The 16,641-nt window shown below is 55.1% G+C and carries 14 protein-coding genes and 1 pseudogene; 8 read left to right on the top strand and 7 right to left on the bottom strand.

Annotated elements, in window-relative coordinates:
- Window positions 1-26 precede the first annotated feature (26 nt).
- From yfiR to yfiB, 3 genes are read left to right on the top strand one after another with little or no spacing between them, the layout of a single operon-like run.
- Window positions 27-683 carry a regulatory sequestration protein YfiR gene (gene yfiR / locus MWH02_RS09560; RefSeq protein ID WP_271460463.1) on the top strand — a complete coding sequence of 219 codons (657 nt, stop codon included), beginning with the start codon at window positions 27-29 and terminating at the stop codon, window positions 681-683.
- Between the two features lies 1 nt (window position 684).
- Complete coding sequence (gene dgcN / locus MWH02_RS09565; RefSeq protein WP_271460464.1) at window positions 685-1,899, top strand: diguanylate cyclase DgcN/YfiN; 1,215 nt, start codon at window positions 685-687, stop codon at window positions 1,897-1,899.
- Entirely contained in the window at window positions 1,896-2,369 is a 474-nt protein-coding gene (yfiB, locus tag MWH02_RS09570) for an outer membrane lipoprotein YfiB (RefSeq protein ID WP_271460465.1), read from the top strand. The genes dgcN and yfiB overlap by 4 nt, the downstream gene beginning before the upstream one ends.
- On the opposite strand, the gene uvsE is transcribed toward yfiB, so the two are convergent.
- Together uvsE and MWH02_RS09580 are read right to left on the bottom strand one after the other, a co-directional pair.
- Window positions 2,356-3,330 (bottom strand): UV DNA damage repair endonuclease UvsE, encoded by a 975-nt coding sequence (gene uvsE / locus MWH02_RS09575; protein ID WP_271460466.1) that lies wholly within the window; start codon window positions 3,328-3,330, stop codon window positions 2,356-2,358. The genes yfiB and uvsE overlap by 14 nt on opposite strands.
- An 83-nt stretch (window positions 3,331-3,413) precedes the next feature.
- Entirely contained in the window at window positions 3,414-5,444 is a 2,031-nt protein-coding gene (locus MWH02_RS09580) for a choline transporter (RefSeq protein ID WP_271460467.1), read from the bottom strand.
- Window positions 5,445-5,699: 255 nt separating this feature from the next.
- Here MWH02_RS09580 and betI point away from each other — a divergent pair, with 255 nt between their 5' ends.
- The 4 genes from betI (at window position 5,700) to MWH02_RS09605 (ending at window position 10,798) form a co-directional block, all read left to right on the top strand.
- Window positions 5,700-6,293, top strand: coding sequence for a transcriptional regulator BetI (betI, locus tag MWH02_RS09585; protein ID WP_101761563.1), 594 nt, complete (start codon window positions 5,700-5,702; stop codon window positions 6,291-6,293).
- A gap of 13 nt (window positions 6,294-6,306) precedes the next feature.
- Window positions 6,307-7,779, top strand: a complete 1,473-nt coding sequence (gene betB / locus MWH02_RS09590) for a betaine-aldehyde dehydrogenase (protein WP_271460468.1) — start codon at window positions 6,307-6,309, stop codon at window positions 7,777-7,779.
- A 28-nt stretch (window positions 7,780-7,807) separates the two neighbouring features.
- Window positions 7,808-9,487 carry a choline dehydrogenase gene (gene betA / locus MWH02_RS09595; protein WP_101761565.1) on the top strand — a complete coding sequence of 560 codons (1,680 nt, stop codon included), beginning with the start codon at window positions 7,808-7,810 and terminating at the stop codon, window positions 9,485-9,487.
- Between the two features lie 408 nt (window positions 9,488-9,895).
- Entirely contained in the window at window positions 9,896-10,798 is a 903-nt protein-coding gene (locus MWH02_RS09605) for an alpha/beta hydrolase (RefSeq protein WP_271460469.1), read from the top strand.
- Here MWH02_RS09605 and biuH read toward each other — a convergent pair.
- From biuH to MWH02_RS09625, 4 genes are all read right to left on the bottom strand, one after another.
- Window positions 10,795-11,502: a biuret amidohydrolase gene (gene biuH, locus MWH02_RS09610; RefSeq protein ID WP_101761567.1), complete on the bottom strand. Its 708-nt coding sequence runs from the start codon at window positions 11,500-11,502 to the stop codon at window positions 10,795-10,797. The two genes, MWH02_RS09605 and biuH, sit on opposite strands and share 4 nt — an antisense overlap.
- Window positions 11,495-12,805: a purine-cytosine permease family protein gene (locus MWH02_RS09615; RefSeq protein ID WP_271460470.1), complete on the bottom strand. Its 1,311-nt coding sequence runs from the start codon at window positions 12,803-12,805 to the stop codon at window positions 11,495-11,497. The genes biuH and MWH02_RS09615 overlap by 8 nt, the downstream gene beginning before the upstream one ends.
- Complete coding sequence (locus MWH02_RS09620; protein WP_271460471.1) at window positions 12,798-14,246, bottom strand: amidase; 1,449 nt, start codon at window positions 14,244-14,246, stop codon at window positions 12,798-12,800. The genes MWH02_RS09615 and MWH02_RS09620 overlap by 8 nt, the downstream gene beginning before the upstream one ends.
- A 199-nt stretch (window positions 14,247-14,445) precedes the next feature.
- Entirely contained in the window at window positions 14,446-15,345 is a 900-nt protein-coding gene (locus tag MWH02_RS09625) for a LysR family transcriptional regulator (RefSeq protein WP_271460472.1), read from the bottom strand.
- Between the two features lie 91 nt (window positions 15,346-15,436).
- Here MWH02_RS09625 and MWH02_RS09630 point away from each other — a divergent pair.
- Window positions 15,437-16,287: pseudogene (locus MWH02_RS09630) on the top strand (NAD-dependent epimerase/dehydratase family protein).
- Here MWH02_RS09630 and MWH02_RS09635 read toward each other — a convergent pair.
- The gene (locus MWH02_RS09635; RefSeq protein WP_008106908.1) at window positions 16,284-16,619 is read right to left on the bottom strand and encodes a DMT family transporter; all 336 of its coding nucleotides are present in this window, start codon (window positions 16,617-16,619) and stop codon (window positions 16,284-16,286) included. The pseudogene MWH02_RS09630 and the gene MWH02_RS09635 overlap by 4 nt on opposite strands.
- Window positions 16,620-16,641 lie beyond the last annotated feature (22 nt).

Here is a 16,641-nt window from a genome sequence, read left to right on the forward strand (position 1 = left end):
GTGAGCATTTTGCGAGAAAAGTCGCCATGAATATCGGCCCTACGAACTGTAGGTACATTTTTAACCGCAGCGGTGCTACTATTTGCGCGCTGAATAATGCGAAGAACTCTCGGGAACGCAGTATGTTACGTAAACATCAACTTCATCGGGAAGCCGACGTACTGCTTTCCCTGCTCCATATCTGCAAAATCGTCGTAACTGCCCTATTTCTGCTGCTGTTTATTTCTCGCTCAGCAATTGCTGAAATAAAAGACGATAAAGCCAATCGCATTGTCAGCGGTATTATTAGTTTTACCCATTGGCCGGGTTTAACCGGCGCGCCGCAACTCTGCGTATTTTCCTCCGCGCGACATCTCTCATTGCCACAAAATAGTGTGCCTTCAGCCGTTCCGTTTAGCGTGGTTTATCTCTCCAGCGAAAGTGAACTGGCAACGCAGCATTGCGATGCGGTCTATTTTGGCGATCAGACGCCGCAACAACAGGTTGAACTTTTTAATCACCTCAAAGGTAAGGCGGTATTAACCCTCGCTGAAAACAATGCGGAATGTACCATTGGCGCCGCCTTCTGCCTGATTTTTAAACCCGACCACACGCTGTTCTCAGTCAACCTTGATTCGCTTGCCAGGAGCGGCGTCAAGGTGAGTCCGGACGTACTGTTGCTGTCCCGCAATGGAAGCAAATAAGATGAAAATAGAAAATTCACTAAATGACAAATCATCGATTCGTAACAAGCTGCGCAAGATTAGCACCATCAACTCTGCGGTGATTTTATTGCTGTGCTGGCTGCTACTCTCGTCGACTTCCCTGCTGTTTATTAAAAGCTACGAGAAAAGAAATCTGGAATTAATTGCCGCCACGCTCAGCACCACGCTGACGGCCGCCACGGTATTTGAAGACAGCTACGACGCGCATAATAAAATCGCGCGCCTCGGCAATGAAGGCATGTTCGATTCCGCAAAACTGGTGACTGACGATCACACTGTTTTAGTTGACTGGCATGATCGACAAGAACAGACCGGCTGGTATCCGCGATTATTGCGTGAGTGGATTTATCTTAAACCGCTCAGCGTTAATATTAACCACTCGGAAGCCAATGTCGGTACGCTGACGCTGGAAGGCACCGTTACCGGTGCGGCCGATTTCATCCGTTATTCGCTGATGATTCTGACCAGCGGCATGCTGTGCGTGTTAATCATCTCCTTCCTGCTGAGTGAATTTCTCCATCGCGGCATACTTGCCTCGTTGCGTAATATCACCAGCTCGATCCACTACGTGATCCATTCTGGTGATTTTTCCTTACGTATCCCGGAAAGCCCGACGCGCGAATTTCAGCTGTTTTCCAATGACCTCAACTCGTTGCTGACAGAGATGCAGACGCTGCAGGCTTCTCTGATCCGCGATAATCGCACGCTGGCCGCCAAAGCGCTGGAAGACCCGCTAACCGGCCTCGCCAATCGCGCCGCCTTTGTGGCGCGTTTAACCCAACTGCTCGATCAGCAACTGGCGAAAGAGCGCTTTGTTTTGCTGTTTCTCGATGGCGATCGCTTTAAAAGCATCAATGATAACTGGGGCCATGCCGCCGGTGATGAAGTACTGAAAGCGATTGGTTCGCGCCTTTCCGCATTGGCATATAAACAGGATTTAGTCGCGCGTTTAGGCGGCGATGAGTTCGCCATGCTGGTGAGCAGCCGCGCCAGCGAGGCGCAATTGCAGTTGCTGATGCAGGATATTAATAAAGCCATCAGCCAGAAAATTGTTATTGCTGAAGGCACTCCGATTTCCACCTCGGTGACCATTGGCTACGCCTGGTCGCAGCACGGCGATACGGTTGAGTCGATTCTGGAACGCGCAGATACGAACATGTACAAAAATAAGGGAAAGAGTAAGGTGCGGAGATGAAGATGAAAATTTTCCTGATGGTGTGTGTGCTGGCGCTGGTCGGTTGCCAGGCAAAGGGACGTTTCAGCGATGAACAGATCGCAGCGATGCGTAATGCCGGTTTCAGCCAAAATAGCGAAGGTTGGGGATTAGGTTTGTCGGACAAAATTCTGTTTGGCGTCAACGAATCTGAACTCACTCCCGCCAGTAAAAACACCATTCAGACAATGGCGAAAAATCTGGCGACGACCGGCATTAAACATGTGCGTATTGATGGTCATACCGATAATTACGGCAAAGCGGATTACAACCAGCAGCTGTCGTTGAAAAGAGCCAACGCCGTTGCGACACAATGGGCGCAAGGCGCGGGAATTCCGCGCGAAAATATCGTTACGCGCGGCTTAGGAATGAGCGCGGCGATTGCCAGCAACAATAACCCGCAGGGCCGGGCGCAAAACCGCCGCGTGGCGATTGTGATTACGGCGCCGTGATGATCTGGCGCTCGACTGCATAATCGTACAAACGGTCGCGCGCTAAATTCTTCATCTTCACTTCGCACATAATATCGAAGGCATCAAACGACAGCGCCCAATCATTTAAGCTTTGATTGAAGTAATAATCGGCATGGGCGCGAAGTTTGGTTTTCGACACCGCTAAATCCTGCTGATCCGGGAAACCGTGATCGGGAATCAAACCTTCCTGCGCAATCGAATAGTGCAAAACTGGCCGCACACCGCGCCACGACGCTTTTATCAGCGCGATGCGCGCATCATCAGCCTGAATATAGTGGTTCTCTTTCACCCAATGATGGTGAATATCCAGCACTACCGGACACAACTCACGCGCCTGCAACACATCGTCCAGCGAACAGGATATTTCATCATTCTCCACCGTCAGCATATTGCGCGCTTCAGGGGTGAGCCGCAGAAACGCGGCGCGGAATCCCTCAAAGCCTTTTTTGCCGTTCATATGGATGTTGATTTTGAAATCCTGAAACTGTCGGCCATAACCCATTAATACCGCACAGGTGGCGTGATACTCCACATCCTCAATCGCGCGATCGACCACGCCGTCATTATCGGAGGCCAGCACCGTATATTGGCCGGGGTGGAATGAAAGCCGAATATTATTAGCGCGCGCCAGCTCGCCGCAGCGGCGCAGTAACGGCGTAAGATCGGGCAATAATTCACCGTACAGCTGAGTCGCATGCGGCACCGTGTAAAGCGGCAATAGATCGCTGCCGATGCGCATCATGCGCAGCGCGTCGGGCTGCGTGGCCAGCTTTTCAAGCGTGAGAGTGAGATTTTGCAGATTGTTTTGCGCCAGCTGGTTCAGCAGCGTGATGCGTGATTCATCATCGAGGCCGAGAAAGCGCGTGCGGGTGGTGCTTTTGAAGGGATACGGCTGTTTAGCCTGTTGATCCAGATACTTACAAGCAAAGCCTAATTTCATTTCATCCCCCGTTTAATCAGCGTGAAAGTGTAGCTGCGATCGGAGAAAGTGCCAGGTGCGCATCGCGGCGCACCTGGCTGAGATCATACGTCTGGGAAGGTCATATTGCTGCCCGGCGCTTCACGATGCAGATGGATAAAGTTCAGGTGACGTTCGTACTGATCGAGAATATCGATGATCACCTGCTCTTTGTTGTAGTCCATCAAATCATTGCCTTGGCTGCCTTCCAGCAAGAAGGTTTCCAGGCGGTAATAGGTCGATTTACCGCTACGTGCGCGATAGGTAAAGCCCGGTACCGAATACTGCTGTGGCCAGATTTGATAAACGAAATCCTGCTCCTCGCCCAGCAACACGCGCAGATCAAGGTGGCCCAGCGGCTGCCCCTCTTCTGGCTCGGCACGCTCCAGCGATACACGTCCACCGCGCAGCTCCAGCTCTTTCGCCACATCCTGCATCGCCGGGAACAGCACCTCTTCCATCATCTTCTGCGTATAACGCGTGCCCGGATAGTTCATCAGACGCGACAGGCGCTTCTTCCAGCTCAGGCGATCGTTACTGGCCGAAATGTACGGCGCAGTGTCGCGGCTGGCGCTGGCGCGGCGGTGATCTTCCACCTTCAGCGATTTATACAGCCCGGCCATCACAAAGAAGATCACAAAGCTAAACGGTAAGCCCATGATCACCGTGGCGTTTTGCAAGGCAGAAATCCCGTTGGTCATTAGCATGCCCATCGTCAGCACACCAATCGCAATCGACCAGAAGATACGCAGCCAGTTCGGTGCATCGCTGTTGATGTCTTTCAGCTTCGAGGTGAAGTTACCCAGCACCAGCGAACCGGAATCCGCCGACGTCACGTAGAACAGCATGCCGGTGATGGTGGCCACCGAAGCACTGAATTTAAACGCCGGATACTGCGCCAGCAGGCTATAGAAGCCGCGTTCGGCATGCGCCATCACTTCCTGCGCAAAGCCGGCATCGCCGTGAATGATTTCATACAGCGCCGCGTTACCAAACACCGACAGCCACAGCAGCGTAAAGGTGAACGGAATAATCAGCGTACCCAACACGAACTCACGAATGGTACGACCGCGCGAGATACGTGCGAGGAACAGACCGACAAACGGCGACCAGGCAACCCACCACGCCCAGAAGAACAGCGTCCAGCTATTCATCCACTCGCGTGGCTGATCGAAGGCAAAGGTATTCAACGTCATGCCCATAAAGCGATTGACGTAATCACCAACGTTCAGCACCAGCGCGTTGAGCAGGAAATCGGATTTGCCCATAAACAGCACGAACAGAATTAAGCCCAGCGCCAGCGCGACGTTCAGCTCAGAAAGAATACGGATGCCTTTATCCACGCCGGATGTTACTGAGATGGTGGCGATGATCACCGACAGCACAATTAGCGCGGCCTGCGCCGTGAAACCTTCCGGAATATCGAATAGCACGTTGAGGCCGTAGTTCAGCTGCACCACACCAATTCCCAACGTGGTGGCGATCCCAAAGATGGTGCCGATCACCGCGGCGATATCCACCGTGTGACCAATCGGGCCATTAATGCGTTTGCCGAAAATCGGATAGAGCGCCGAACGGATGGTGAGCGGCAGATTGTAGCGATAGCTGAAGTAGCCGAGCGCGATGCCCATTAATGCGTACATCGACCAGCCGGTGACGCCGTAGTGGAACAGCGTCCATACCATCGCCTGACGCGCGGCTTCCATGGTCTGCCCTGCACCTTCTGGCGGCTGCATATATTGGGTTACCGGCTCGGCAACCGAGAAGAACATCAGGTCAATACCGATGCCGGCGGCAAACAGCATCGCCGACCAGCTCAGCAAGCTGAACTCGGGTTTGGATTGCTCCGGCCCCAGCTTGATGGCGCCGTAGCGCGAACACGCCATATAGATGACGAACACGATGTACAGCGTGGCAGCGAGCATGTAGTACCAGCCAAACGTGGAGGTGACCCAGTTAACGGCGGTCAGAAGCCAGCTGGCAGCGAGTTCGCTGTAAAAAATCGTGACAAGTGAAAATGTCAGAATCAGTCCGGCGGAGGTGTAAAACACCACAGGATTGATTCTGTCTTTTTCACTGGCAGGTGGATTAATCATCGATTACCTCTGGTTAATTTCCTGTAGTACGTGCCAAAGAAGCTCGCGAAGATCGCCATTAACGGCATCCCGACGAGGCAAAATGCGGTTTTCGTGGGATGCGCGTGCATACGCATCCGCTGAGTCCCTTCGCTTCCCCGCTTCGTTTTTGTAACAATCCAAGCACAGCATCCTAACAAATTTCTTTTTTATATTGAACGTGCAATCAAAAAAAGTTTTAATAGTGTTCTAAGATTGAAGTGGAGCTGGAGTGTTATGCCAAAGGTGGGAATGCAGCCGATACGTCGTCGGCAACTGATTGATGCGACCCTGAGCACCATCAACGAAGTCGGGATCAACGATGCCACCATTGCGCAGATTGCGCGACGTGCTGGCGTATCGACAGGCATCATTAGCCACTACTTCAAAGACAAGAACGGTCTGCTGGAAGCCACGATGCGTGACGTAACACGTCAGCTACGTGATGCGGTAGCAGCAAGGTTAAAACCGCTAGCAGACGCCACAACGGAAGCGCGCCTGCTGGCGATTGTGGAAGGCAACTTTGATGATTCGCAGGTGCACAGCGCCGCAATGAAAGCCTGGCTGGATTTCTGGGCCAGCAGCATGCATCAGCCACAGTTGGGCCGCTTAGAACGCGTGAGCAGCCGGCGCCTGTTTTCCACATTGGCAGCCGAGTTTCGTCGCGTTATCCCGCGTGAAAAGGCGCGTCTGGCGGCACATGGCCTCGCTTCATTGATTGATGGCCTGTGGCTGCGCGCGGCGCTCAGTGGCAAACCGTTCGATTTGGCTATCGCCAGACAGCTCACCACCCAATTCATTCGTCAGCAATTGGCTGACCAGAATCACTGAGGAAGGAGAAATCATGTCCCGATTCACCGAGCAACACCTTTATATTGATGGCGCATTGGTTCCCGCTGAGGCAGGTAACACATTCCAGACCATCAACCCGGCGAACGGCGAAGTGCTGGCCGACGTGCATGAAGCGGAACGCGCAGACGTTGATCGCGCTGTTGCCGCCGCGAAAAAAGGCCAGAAAATCTGGGCGGCGATGACCGCGATGGAACGTTCACGCATTCTGCGCCGTGCGGTCGATATTCTGCGTGAGCGCAATGACGAACTGGCCGCGCTGGAAACCCTCGACACCGGCAAACCGCTGAGCGAAACCCAATACGTGGACATCGTCACCGGTGCCGACGTGCTCGAGTACTACGCGGGCTTGATTCCTTCTCTGGAAGGCCAGCAGATCCCGCTGCGCGATACCTCGTTCGTTTACACCCGCCGCGAACCGCTGGGCGTGGTAGCCGGGATCGGCGCGTGGAACTATCCGATTCAGATCGCGCTGTGGAAATCCGCGCCAGCATTGGCCGCCGGTAACGCGATGATCTTCAAACCCAGCGAAGTCACGCCGCTGACCGCGCTGAAACTGGCGGAAATCTATACTGAAGCGGGCGTGCCGAACGGCGTGTTCAACGTGTTGAACGGTCGCGGCGCGGTCACCGGCCAGCTGCTTACCGATCATCCGGGCATCGATAAAGTCTCCTTCACCGGCGGCGTTGCCAGCGGTAAGAAAGTGATGGCCAATGCGGCCGGTTCGACGCTGAAAGATGTCACCATGGAGCTGGGCGGCAAATCTCCGCTGATCATTTTCGATGACGCTGACCTCGATCTCGCCGCGGATATCGCGATGATGGCGAACTTCTACAGCTCGGGCCAGGTTTGCACCAACGGCACGCGCGTGTTTATCCCAGCTAATTTGCAAGCGGCGTTTGAAGCCAAAATCGCTGAGCGCGTGGCGCGTATTAAGGCCGGCGATCTCAACCATCCAGATACCAACTTCGGTCCGCTGGTGAGCTTCGCGCATCGCGACAACGTGATGCGCTTTATTGAATCCGGCATCAGCGAAGGTGCGCGCCTGCTGTGCGGCGGTAAACGTCTGAGCGGTGCGGCTTTCGATAACGGCGCATGGGTGGAACCGACCGTGTTCACCGACTGCCGCGATGAGATGACTATTGTGCGTGAAGAGATCTTCGGGCCAGTGATGTCGATTCTGACTTATGAAAGCGAAGAAGAAGTGGTTCGCCGCGCCAACGCTACCGAATTTGGCCTGGCGGCCGGTGTGGTAACCCAGGATCTTAACCGCGCGCACCGCGTAATTCACCAGATTGAAGCGGGCATTTGCTGGATCAATACCTGGGGCGAATCTGACGCCGCAATGCCGGTGGGCGGTTACAAACATTCGGGTGTGGGCCGTGAAAATGGCCTGATGACGCTGCAAAACTACACGCAAGTGAAATCTGTGCAGCTCGAAATGACCCGTTTTCAGTCCGTATTTTAATTTTGGCTTTTAACCTGAGGAACGACTAATGGAATTTGATTACATCATTATCGGAGCCGGATCCGCAGGGAACGTTTTGGCAACAAGACTGACCGAAGATAGCAGCGTCAATGTGCTGCTTTTAGAAGCGGGCGGCCCAGATTACCGCTTCGACTTCCGCACGCAGATGCCTGCGGCGCTGGCGTTCCCGCTGCAGGGAAAACGCTACAACTGGGCGTATGAAACTGAACCTGAGCCGTACATGAACAACCGCCGCATGGAGTGCGGCCGCGGTAAAGGCTTGGGCGGATCGTCGCTGATCAACGGCATGTGCTACATCCGTGGTAACGCGATGGACCTCGATAACTGGGCCAGGGAGCCTGGTCTGGAAAACTGGAGCTACCTGAACTGCCTGCCCTACTATCGCAAATCAGAAACGCGCGATATCGGTGCCAATGATTATCACGGCGGCGAAGGTCCGGTGAGCATCACCACCTGTAAACCTGGCAATAATCCGCTGTTCGCGGCGATGATTGAAGCCGGCGTGCAGGCAGGTTATCCGCGCACTGATGACCTTAATGGCTATCAGCAGGAAGGTTTCGGGCCAATGGATCGCTTTGTGACGCCGAAAGGTCGCCGCTCCAGCACCGCGCGCGGTTATCTCGATACCGCGAAAACCCGTCCGAACCTGAAAATCGTTACCCATGCGACCACCGACCGCATTCTGTTTGAAGGTAAACGCGCGGTTGGCGTGCAGTATCTGCTGGGTTCTAGCAATACCTCGCACCAGGCGCATGCACGTCGTGAAGTGCTGCTGTGCGCCGGAGCCATCGCCTCGCCGCAGATTCTGCAGCGTTCCGGGGTCGGATCCGCTGAATTGTTGAAACAGTTCGATATCCCGCTGGTGCATGATTTGCCGGGCGTGGGTGAGAACTTGCAGGATCACCTCGAAATGTACCTGCAATATGAGTGCAAAGAGCCAGTTTCGCTCTACCCGGCCTTGAAGTGGTGGAACCAGCCGAAAATCGGTGCGGAGTGGCTGTTTAATGGCACCGGCGTCGGCGCCAGCAACCACTTTGAAGGCGGCGGCTTTATCCGCAGCCGTGAAGAGTTCAGCTGGCCGAATATTCAGTATCACTTCCTGCCGGTGGCGATTAACTACAACGGCTCAAACGCGGTGGAAGCGCACGGCTTCCAATGCCACGTTGGTTCGATGCGCTCACCGAGTCGCGGTCATGTACGCCTGAAATCACGCGATCCGCGTCGCCATCCAGCGATTCTGTTCAACTACATGTCACATGAGCAGGATTGGCAGGAGTTCCGCGATGCGATTCGTATTACGCGCCAGATCATCAACCAGCCGGCGCTGGATAAATATCGCGGTAAAGAGATCAGCCCTGGCCTGGATTGCCAGACCGATGAGCAGTTAGATGAGTTTGTGCGAAATCACGGCGAAACGGCTTATCATCCGTGTGGCACCTGTAAAATGGGTAACGACGAGATGTCTGTCGTCGATGGTGAAGGCCGCGTTCACGGCGTTGAAGCCCTGCGCGTGGTAGATGCTTCAATCATGCCGCTGATCATCACCGGTAACCTGAACGCGACGACCATCATGATCGGCGAGAAAATCGCAGATAACATTCGTGGTCGACAGCCGCTGCCGCGTAGCGAAGCGGATTACTTTGTTGCCGGTGATAAACCGGTCCGCGCTGAACCGATGCGTGGTTGAGGTTGATTTGGGGGCGACGTTGGTCGCCCTTTTCTTTGGTGGCTAGCTAGCCCAATCCTGAAGATCTAAATCAACTACCCGAGCGAATTCCCGAGTATTGTTAGGGACTAAAATTGTGCCTGCCGCAATGGCATGTCTGGCGATCGCCGCATCATTAGCACCAATCGAAGTACCAGACGCAGCCAAGGCCATTGTCACTTTCGTCGTAGCATCTATAGCCGCGCTTCACTGTCACAACGACAACCGCACTGCTGCCAGGTTCACGATTAAGAAAACAATTAAAAGTATGTTGTAACTACAAACCCTAATGCTTTTCCCGTCGCATTTGTTCATACATAGCAACGCCCTTTTCATCTTTTCTGCTGGTTTTTCTGCTTCAATAAATCTCCAATTTCATGAGGAGCTGCCATGGAGCGCCGCCATTTTTTGTCGTATCTCACTCTTTCCACGCTGACAGTGCGCAGCGGGCTAATCTGGGCTGCTTCTAAACACGTAACAACCCACATCTTGCCGCTATGGCCAGATTTACCGCCGGGCGGTGGCGGTCCTGCTGGCGCTCTGGTGATTTCAGCCAAAGGCGCGCAGCGTAATATCGTGCAGCCCACACTCACCTTATTAACGCCGCCCTCGCCTAATGGTCGCGCGGTATTGATTGCCGCAGGTGGCGGCTATTCGCGCATTGAAATGGGTAAAGAAGCCTGGCCTGCCGCAGCTTGGCTGACGGCGCGCGGATATACCGTTTATGTGCTGAGTTATCGTTTACCGCATGAAGGCTGGAAAGATGGTGCGATGGTTTCACTGCAGGATGCACAGCGCGCGCTGCGCCTGGTGCGGCAACGGGAAAAATATGTCAGCGTGTTGGGCTTTTCCGCTGGCGGTCATCTGCTCGGTATGGCGGTCACGCGAGCAGATTTTCGATCTTACAGGGCAACCGATGCCCTGGATAACCTGCCCGCCACGGCCGATCGCGCGGCGCTGATCTATCCCATCATTACGCTGGAAGCGCCTTACACCCACACTTCAACCCATAAAATGCTGGTTGGCAACCACGCGCCCGCCAGTGAAAACGCCGCATGGTCAGTGCAGGAGTTTGTCAATCCGCAATCGCCGCCCTTCTTTCTGGTGCAGGCAGAGGACGATCCGATCTCCGATCCGCATAACACGCTGATTATGGCTGACGCCTGTAAGCGTGAGCATGTGCCGGTTGAGATGCATCGCTACAGCAGCGGCGGACATGGATTTGGTATGGGCAGGCCCGGCACGCCGACCATGGCGTGGCCAGAGCACTACGAAAAGTGGTTAAAGAGCTAATCCACCTCAACCGTTTGCTTGCTAATTAATCCCGCCAGCAAGGTCTGCGAACTGGCTACGGCACCAAAAATTCCGCCCTGCATATGGATCATGCTAAGCGCCGCTTCGTGGTGTTTCAGCTCCGTCGCCGCGCAGCAATCTGACAACACCAAACACTCAAAACCGCGATCGTTAGCCTCGCGCAGCGTGGTGTGGACGCAGACATCAGTGGTGATGCCGCTGATGATCAGATTGCGAATGCCGCGGCTGCGCAGAATCAGTTCGAGATCGGTAGCGTAAAACGAGCCTTTGCCCGGTTTATCGATGATGACTTCTCCCGGCAATGGCGCCAGTTCCGGGATAATTTCCCAGCCCGGTTCACCGCGCACCAGAATGCGCCCGCACGGACCCGGCGCGCCGATCTCCGCCTGCATGCGTCTGGATCGCCAACGCTTATTCGCAGGCAGATCACTTAAATCCGGCCGATGCCCTTCGCGCGTATGGATGATCGGGAAGCCCAACTCGCGCATCGTTGCCAGCACCTGCTGCAGCGGCTTGATAGGCGCGCGCGTTAAGGCAATGTCGTAGCCCATGCTATCGACGTAACCGCCCTTACCGCAGAAATCGGTTTGCATATCGATAACGATCAATGCGGTATCCTGCGGGCTGCAGCGACCGTCATACGGCCACGAGTAAGGGGTTGAATCAATGGCGTAATCAGGCATTTTTTTCCTCCATCACCGTTACTGTGCTTTCACCTTTTAGTTTCACAATCAGCGTATAGCTGGCGGCAGCAGTCACCAGGCCAATCACCGCTTCACCGAACTGTGGGAAGGCGATGTGCGCAATCACCGCACACAAGCTACCAATCGCCCAGGCGGCAAAGGCGCTGCCGCGCATACGGCGCAATTGGCGCTGTTCGCTGATTTTGACCATGAAGATCAAATCAACAATCATCACTGCGCCAAACGGCGGCACCACGATGCCGAGCAAACTCAGCCATTCGAGGAAATAGGACCACACGCCAGCCAGCGCCAGCGCCCCGCCGATCACGCCGAGGATCACCGTCCACAGACGCATTTTGCTGCTGAACAGATGACTAAAGCCGACTGCGCCGTTATACAGGCAGTGCGTACACACCGAACCGAGATTGATAAACACAAACAGGAAGGCAATCACCGACAGCAGCATGCCGTGCCCCATTAGCATTGGCAGGAAGTTGCCGCCGTTACTCGCCGGATCAACCGCCGCGCCCACCGCCACAATCACGACGCCAAACAGATAAGAGATAACGTTCGCCACCGGGAACGCTGAGAACGCGGCAATCACCGCCGATTTACCGTCTTTTGACCAGCGGGTGAAATCTGCCGTCATGGTGCCTGAATCGGCGAAACCAGCTACCACCATGGTGACGGCGGTGCCCATGCTCATCGCGCCCACTGCGCTGCTGCTGCCGGTAAACTGCGTGATGGTGCTGAAATCGTGATCCTTACTGATCAGCCACAGCGCCACCAATCCCAACACCACGAATAGCGGCGCAGCGATCACGCCGAGCACGGACAATGCGCGCACGCCGAGGAAGGTGATGCCGGTATACAGCACCATGGCAAACGCCGTCACCGCCAGTGCATTCCAGCCAAAGGTTTGATTAATCACCGTGCCGGTTAACCCGGTCTGGAAGGCGTACCAACCGATCACTACAGTAGAAAGGAAGCCCGAAACCAAAATGTAGCCTTTGGTGCCAAAGGTCCGTTTCGCCTGCAGCGCGAAGTTCATGCCGGTATTACCGGCGAACCAGCTCAGCGCACCCACATAGGCAAACAGCACCAGATTTCCCAGCAGAATGGCAATCAGCGCCGGCCAGAAGCCGAGATGCCAGGTAATGATGCCGCCAAATAGCGCATTGGTGAGGATCATCGGGAAACCAAACCACACCGCCGATACCGAACCCGTCGAGTGGCGATGGCTGAGCGGAACCGGTTCATGCTCGAACTCCTGCTCTAAAGCCGGTGAATTTTTGTTAGTCATGGGCAACTCCGATTGAAACAGGTGTGATGTGATTCCAGGGTTGTATGCGCTCGAACGCGGCACTCGCCGCCAGCACCAGGCCATCGTCCAGATGACGACCCACGATTTGCATGCCAATCGGCAATCCACTGGCGGTAAAGCCCGCAGGAACAGACGCCGCCGGTTGGCCGGTGAAATTGAACGGGAAGCAGAATGAGAGCCAGTGATCGCTGCGCACCATGCGGCCATCGATGATCTCGGGTCCCTGCATATTGAGCGGGAACGGCGGCACCGCCAGCGTCGGCGACAGCAGCAGATCGTAATGCTGCATAAAGCGCCACATCTGGTTACACAGCTTTTTGCGTGTGGTATTGGCGTCGGTAAAGGTTTCAGCGCGCCAGTCGCGTTGCAGCATGGCACTGAGATGCGGTGACATGCGTGCACCCAGTTCAGCGTGCATGTGACGCATGCCGGTGAGATCGCTCTCAAAAGCCACCAGCGCGGCAAAGGTGGCACCTTCATCGGCGATACCGGGATCCACTTCATCCAGTTCAGCGCCGAGCTCACGGGCAAAACGACGCGCGGCGTGCGTGACAATGTCACGCACTTCGGGATCAACGGCGATGTAGCCGAAATCCGCGCTGAAAGCGATGCGCAGACCGCTCAGCGGTTTTTCCAGCGAGGCCAGCCAATCCACGTCGTTGCAGGGAATCGAGTGGCGATCGCGCATATCCGGCCCCGCCATCACCGACATCATCAGCGCGCTGTCGCGCACCGAACGCGTCATCGGGCCGATATGCTCCAGCGACTCCCAGCTGGAAACGCCGGGATAGCGCTCGTCGCGACAGCCCGGCCATAAGGGTACGCGCCCCATTGACGCCTTCAGACCAAACACGCCGCAGTGCGCGGCGGGAATTCTTACCGAACCGCCGCCGTCGCTGCCCAGCGCAATCGGACACAGGCGCGCCGCCAATGCCGCACCGGAACCGGCGCTCGATCCGCCCGGCGTTTTAGAGAGATCCCACGGATTACGCGGTGATGGAAACAGTGGATTGTGCCCAACGCCGCTATAGCCAAACTCCGGTGCGGTGGTTTTCCCCAGCAGCACCGCATCGGCCGCCAGCAGGCGCTCAACGGTGATGTCATCTTCTTCCGGGACAAAATCAGCGTAGGCATGCGATCCAGAAGTGGTTTTCACGCCTGCGGTACAAATCAGGTCTTTCACCGCCAGCGGAACGCCCGCCAGCGCCCCCAGCGTTTCGCCGCGCGCGCGTTTTGCATCAACAGCGGCCGCCTGTTGCAGCGCCAGCTTTGGCGTAGCGGTACAAAACGCCTGAATCTGCGGCTCGCGCTGCTCCATGCGATTGATGGCGGCTTGCGTCACTTCCTGCGCCGAAACGTCTCCGCCGCGGATTAACGCCGCCAGCGTAGTGGCATCTTCATCCAACAGTGCATCAAACATGCGAATACTCCCGATTTATCACTTATCGGAAACGTTGCAGTTTGCGTGCCAGAAAATTCCATAAATGAGGGCGCTAGCGGCCAGGCCAGATGGGATACGCTCTTGGATACAAGATCGAATACTTATGTTTCTTTACAATGCAGCGGTTGCGATAAGAAGCACAAAAATGGCGCAGCCATGCGCCACAATGGAGAGCGGCTTAATCAGCCGCAGGAATTAACGCATCCACAACCTGTTTGATCACTTCCACCACACGTTTGACGCGCCGCGAAATAAAGCGCGCATCGGGGAATACCGCGTAGAGAAAACGGTCTGGCAGACGATATTGTGGCAAGATGCGTACCAGCGAACCTGATTTTAATGCCTCCTGCACCAGCGGTAACTGCATGCCCCCGACGCCGATGTCCGCCTGCAGCGCCTGCAACAACCCTTCGCTGCTGTTGGCGCGAAACACGGTATTCACGGTTAGCGCGACGGTTTCCTGGTTGGATATCAGACGCAGCGGTGCCTGTTTGTCGATACCGCTAAAGCGAACATGCGGATGCGCGGCCAGCTCTGCCAGCGAGGTAATCGGTGTTGCGCGTACCCGCTCAGGCGCAGCAAACAGCGGCGTTTCAATACGCGCCAGTAATCTCGCCGGAAACATCTCCGGCGGCATTTCAATCAGGCGCAACGCGATATCCACGCCTTCACTCACCAGTTCGGCCACGCGATCGTCGAGCGCGATGGTCAGATGCAGTTCTGGGTTCGCGCGTTGCAGCCCCAGCAAAGGCGGCAGCAAGCGCTGGCCTAATCCGCTGGGTAATTGGATATGCACGCTGCCTTGCAGCGCTTGCTGCGCCGGGCGCAACTGACTTTCAACGTCCTGCATCGCGGCCAGCAGCGGCTGCATCTGCTGTAAGTATCGCTCGCCCTGCTCGGTCAATTTCATCGCACGCGTGGTGCGGTGCAACAACACGATGCCGAGTTCCTCCTCCAGCGCCGCGATTTGCTGGCTCACGGCGGATTGCTTCATCCCGCTCAGGCGCGCTGCTGCCGAAAATGATCCGGCTTCCGCCACGCGAAGGAAGGTATTGATGGCGTTGAGTTTATTATTCATTTAATGATTTTTCTGATAAGTGGCATCTGGATAGTGGGATATCAGCAATAAAAATAATAGATAACACTGTGCCTGTCTTGTTCACAGGAGAATCATCATGTCGCAAACACATCACGTCGCGCTGGTCGCGGGCGCAACCGGCATTGTCGGCAGTGAGTTGGTAAAAACGCTGCGTCAGCAGGATTGGCAGGTGATCGGCCTGACGCGCCAGCCTGCAATCTCAACGCAGAATATCCCTTTCATCCATGTCGATCTGCTGGATGCGCAGCACAGTGCACAGGCGCTGGCCCCGCTCAATCAGGTCACGCATATTTTCTACAGCGCGTGGCTGAATGCTGCCAACTGGCGTGAAATGGTCGAACCCAACGTGACGATGCTGCGCAATCTGGTGGTTAACATCGATAAAAGCGCGCAGTTGCGCAGCGTCAGTTTGATGCAGGGATACAAAGTTTATGGCGCGCATCTGGGACCGTTCAAAACGCCCGCGCGCGAAAGCGATCCCGGCGTCGCGGGAGCCGAATTCAATGCGCAACAGCTGCGTTGGCTAAGTGACTTTCAGCGCGGTAAAAGCTGGCACTGGCACGCCTTGCGTCCCGGTGTGGTCGGCAGCGCGCGATTGCCCGGTGGTTTGAACTGGAAAGCTCGCCGGCGGTGAATCTGTCGTTTTCTCAGCTGTTTCAGGATTACCGCGCGCTATGGCAAACCATCGCTATAGAACATCAGCTGATAGAGCCAGATATCTTGCAGCTGAATGATGGGCAGTTTGCCGATTTTGTCTTTGGCTGGAATTACGACATGTTTGGTGACGGCAGTAAAATACGGCGCGCGGGTTTTAACGGCTATCAGGCAACGGATGAGATGTTCTTTGCTCTGTTTGCGCAGCACGCATTATCCCTTAACGCTAACAGGGAAGCCTGTGCTTCCCTGTTATTACTTCATTAATGCAGAATGGTTTTGGAGAAAACCTGAATTACCACAATGCCTAACCCGATTAACATCAAGCCCGCCATTGCAGCGAAATCTAGTTTCTGGTTGTAGAAAAAATAAGACATGACCGACACCAAAAATATACCCATTCCGGCCCAGATAGAATAAGCAATGCCGACATTCATCTGTTTAACCACTTGAGATAATCCATAAAATGAAATGGCATAACCTATTACCACAACTACGCTGGGAATAAGGCGTGAGAATCCTTGCGAGGCCTTCATCATGGTTGTGGCAATCGTCTCAGCGACGATGGATATCGCCAGTATCACGTAAACATTATTCATAAAGCCCTCTTAAATGCCCGAG

This window comes from Pantoea leporis (assembly GCF_028048155.1).
GTDB lineage: Bacteria > Pseudomonadota > Gammaproteobacteria > Enterobacterales > Enterobacteriaceae > Pantoea > Pantoea leporis.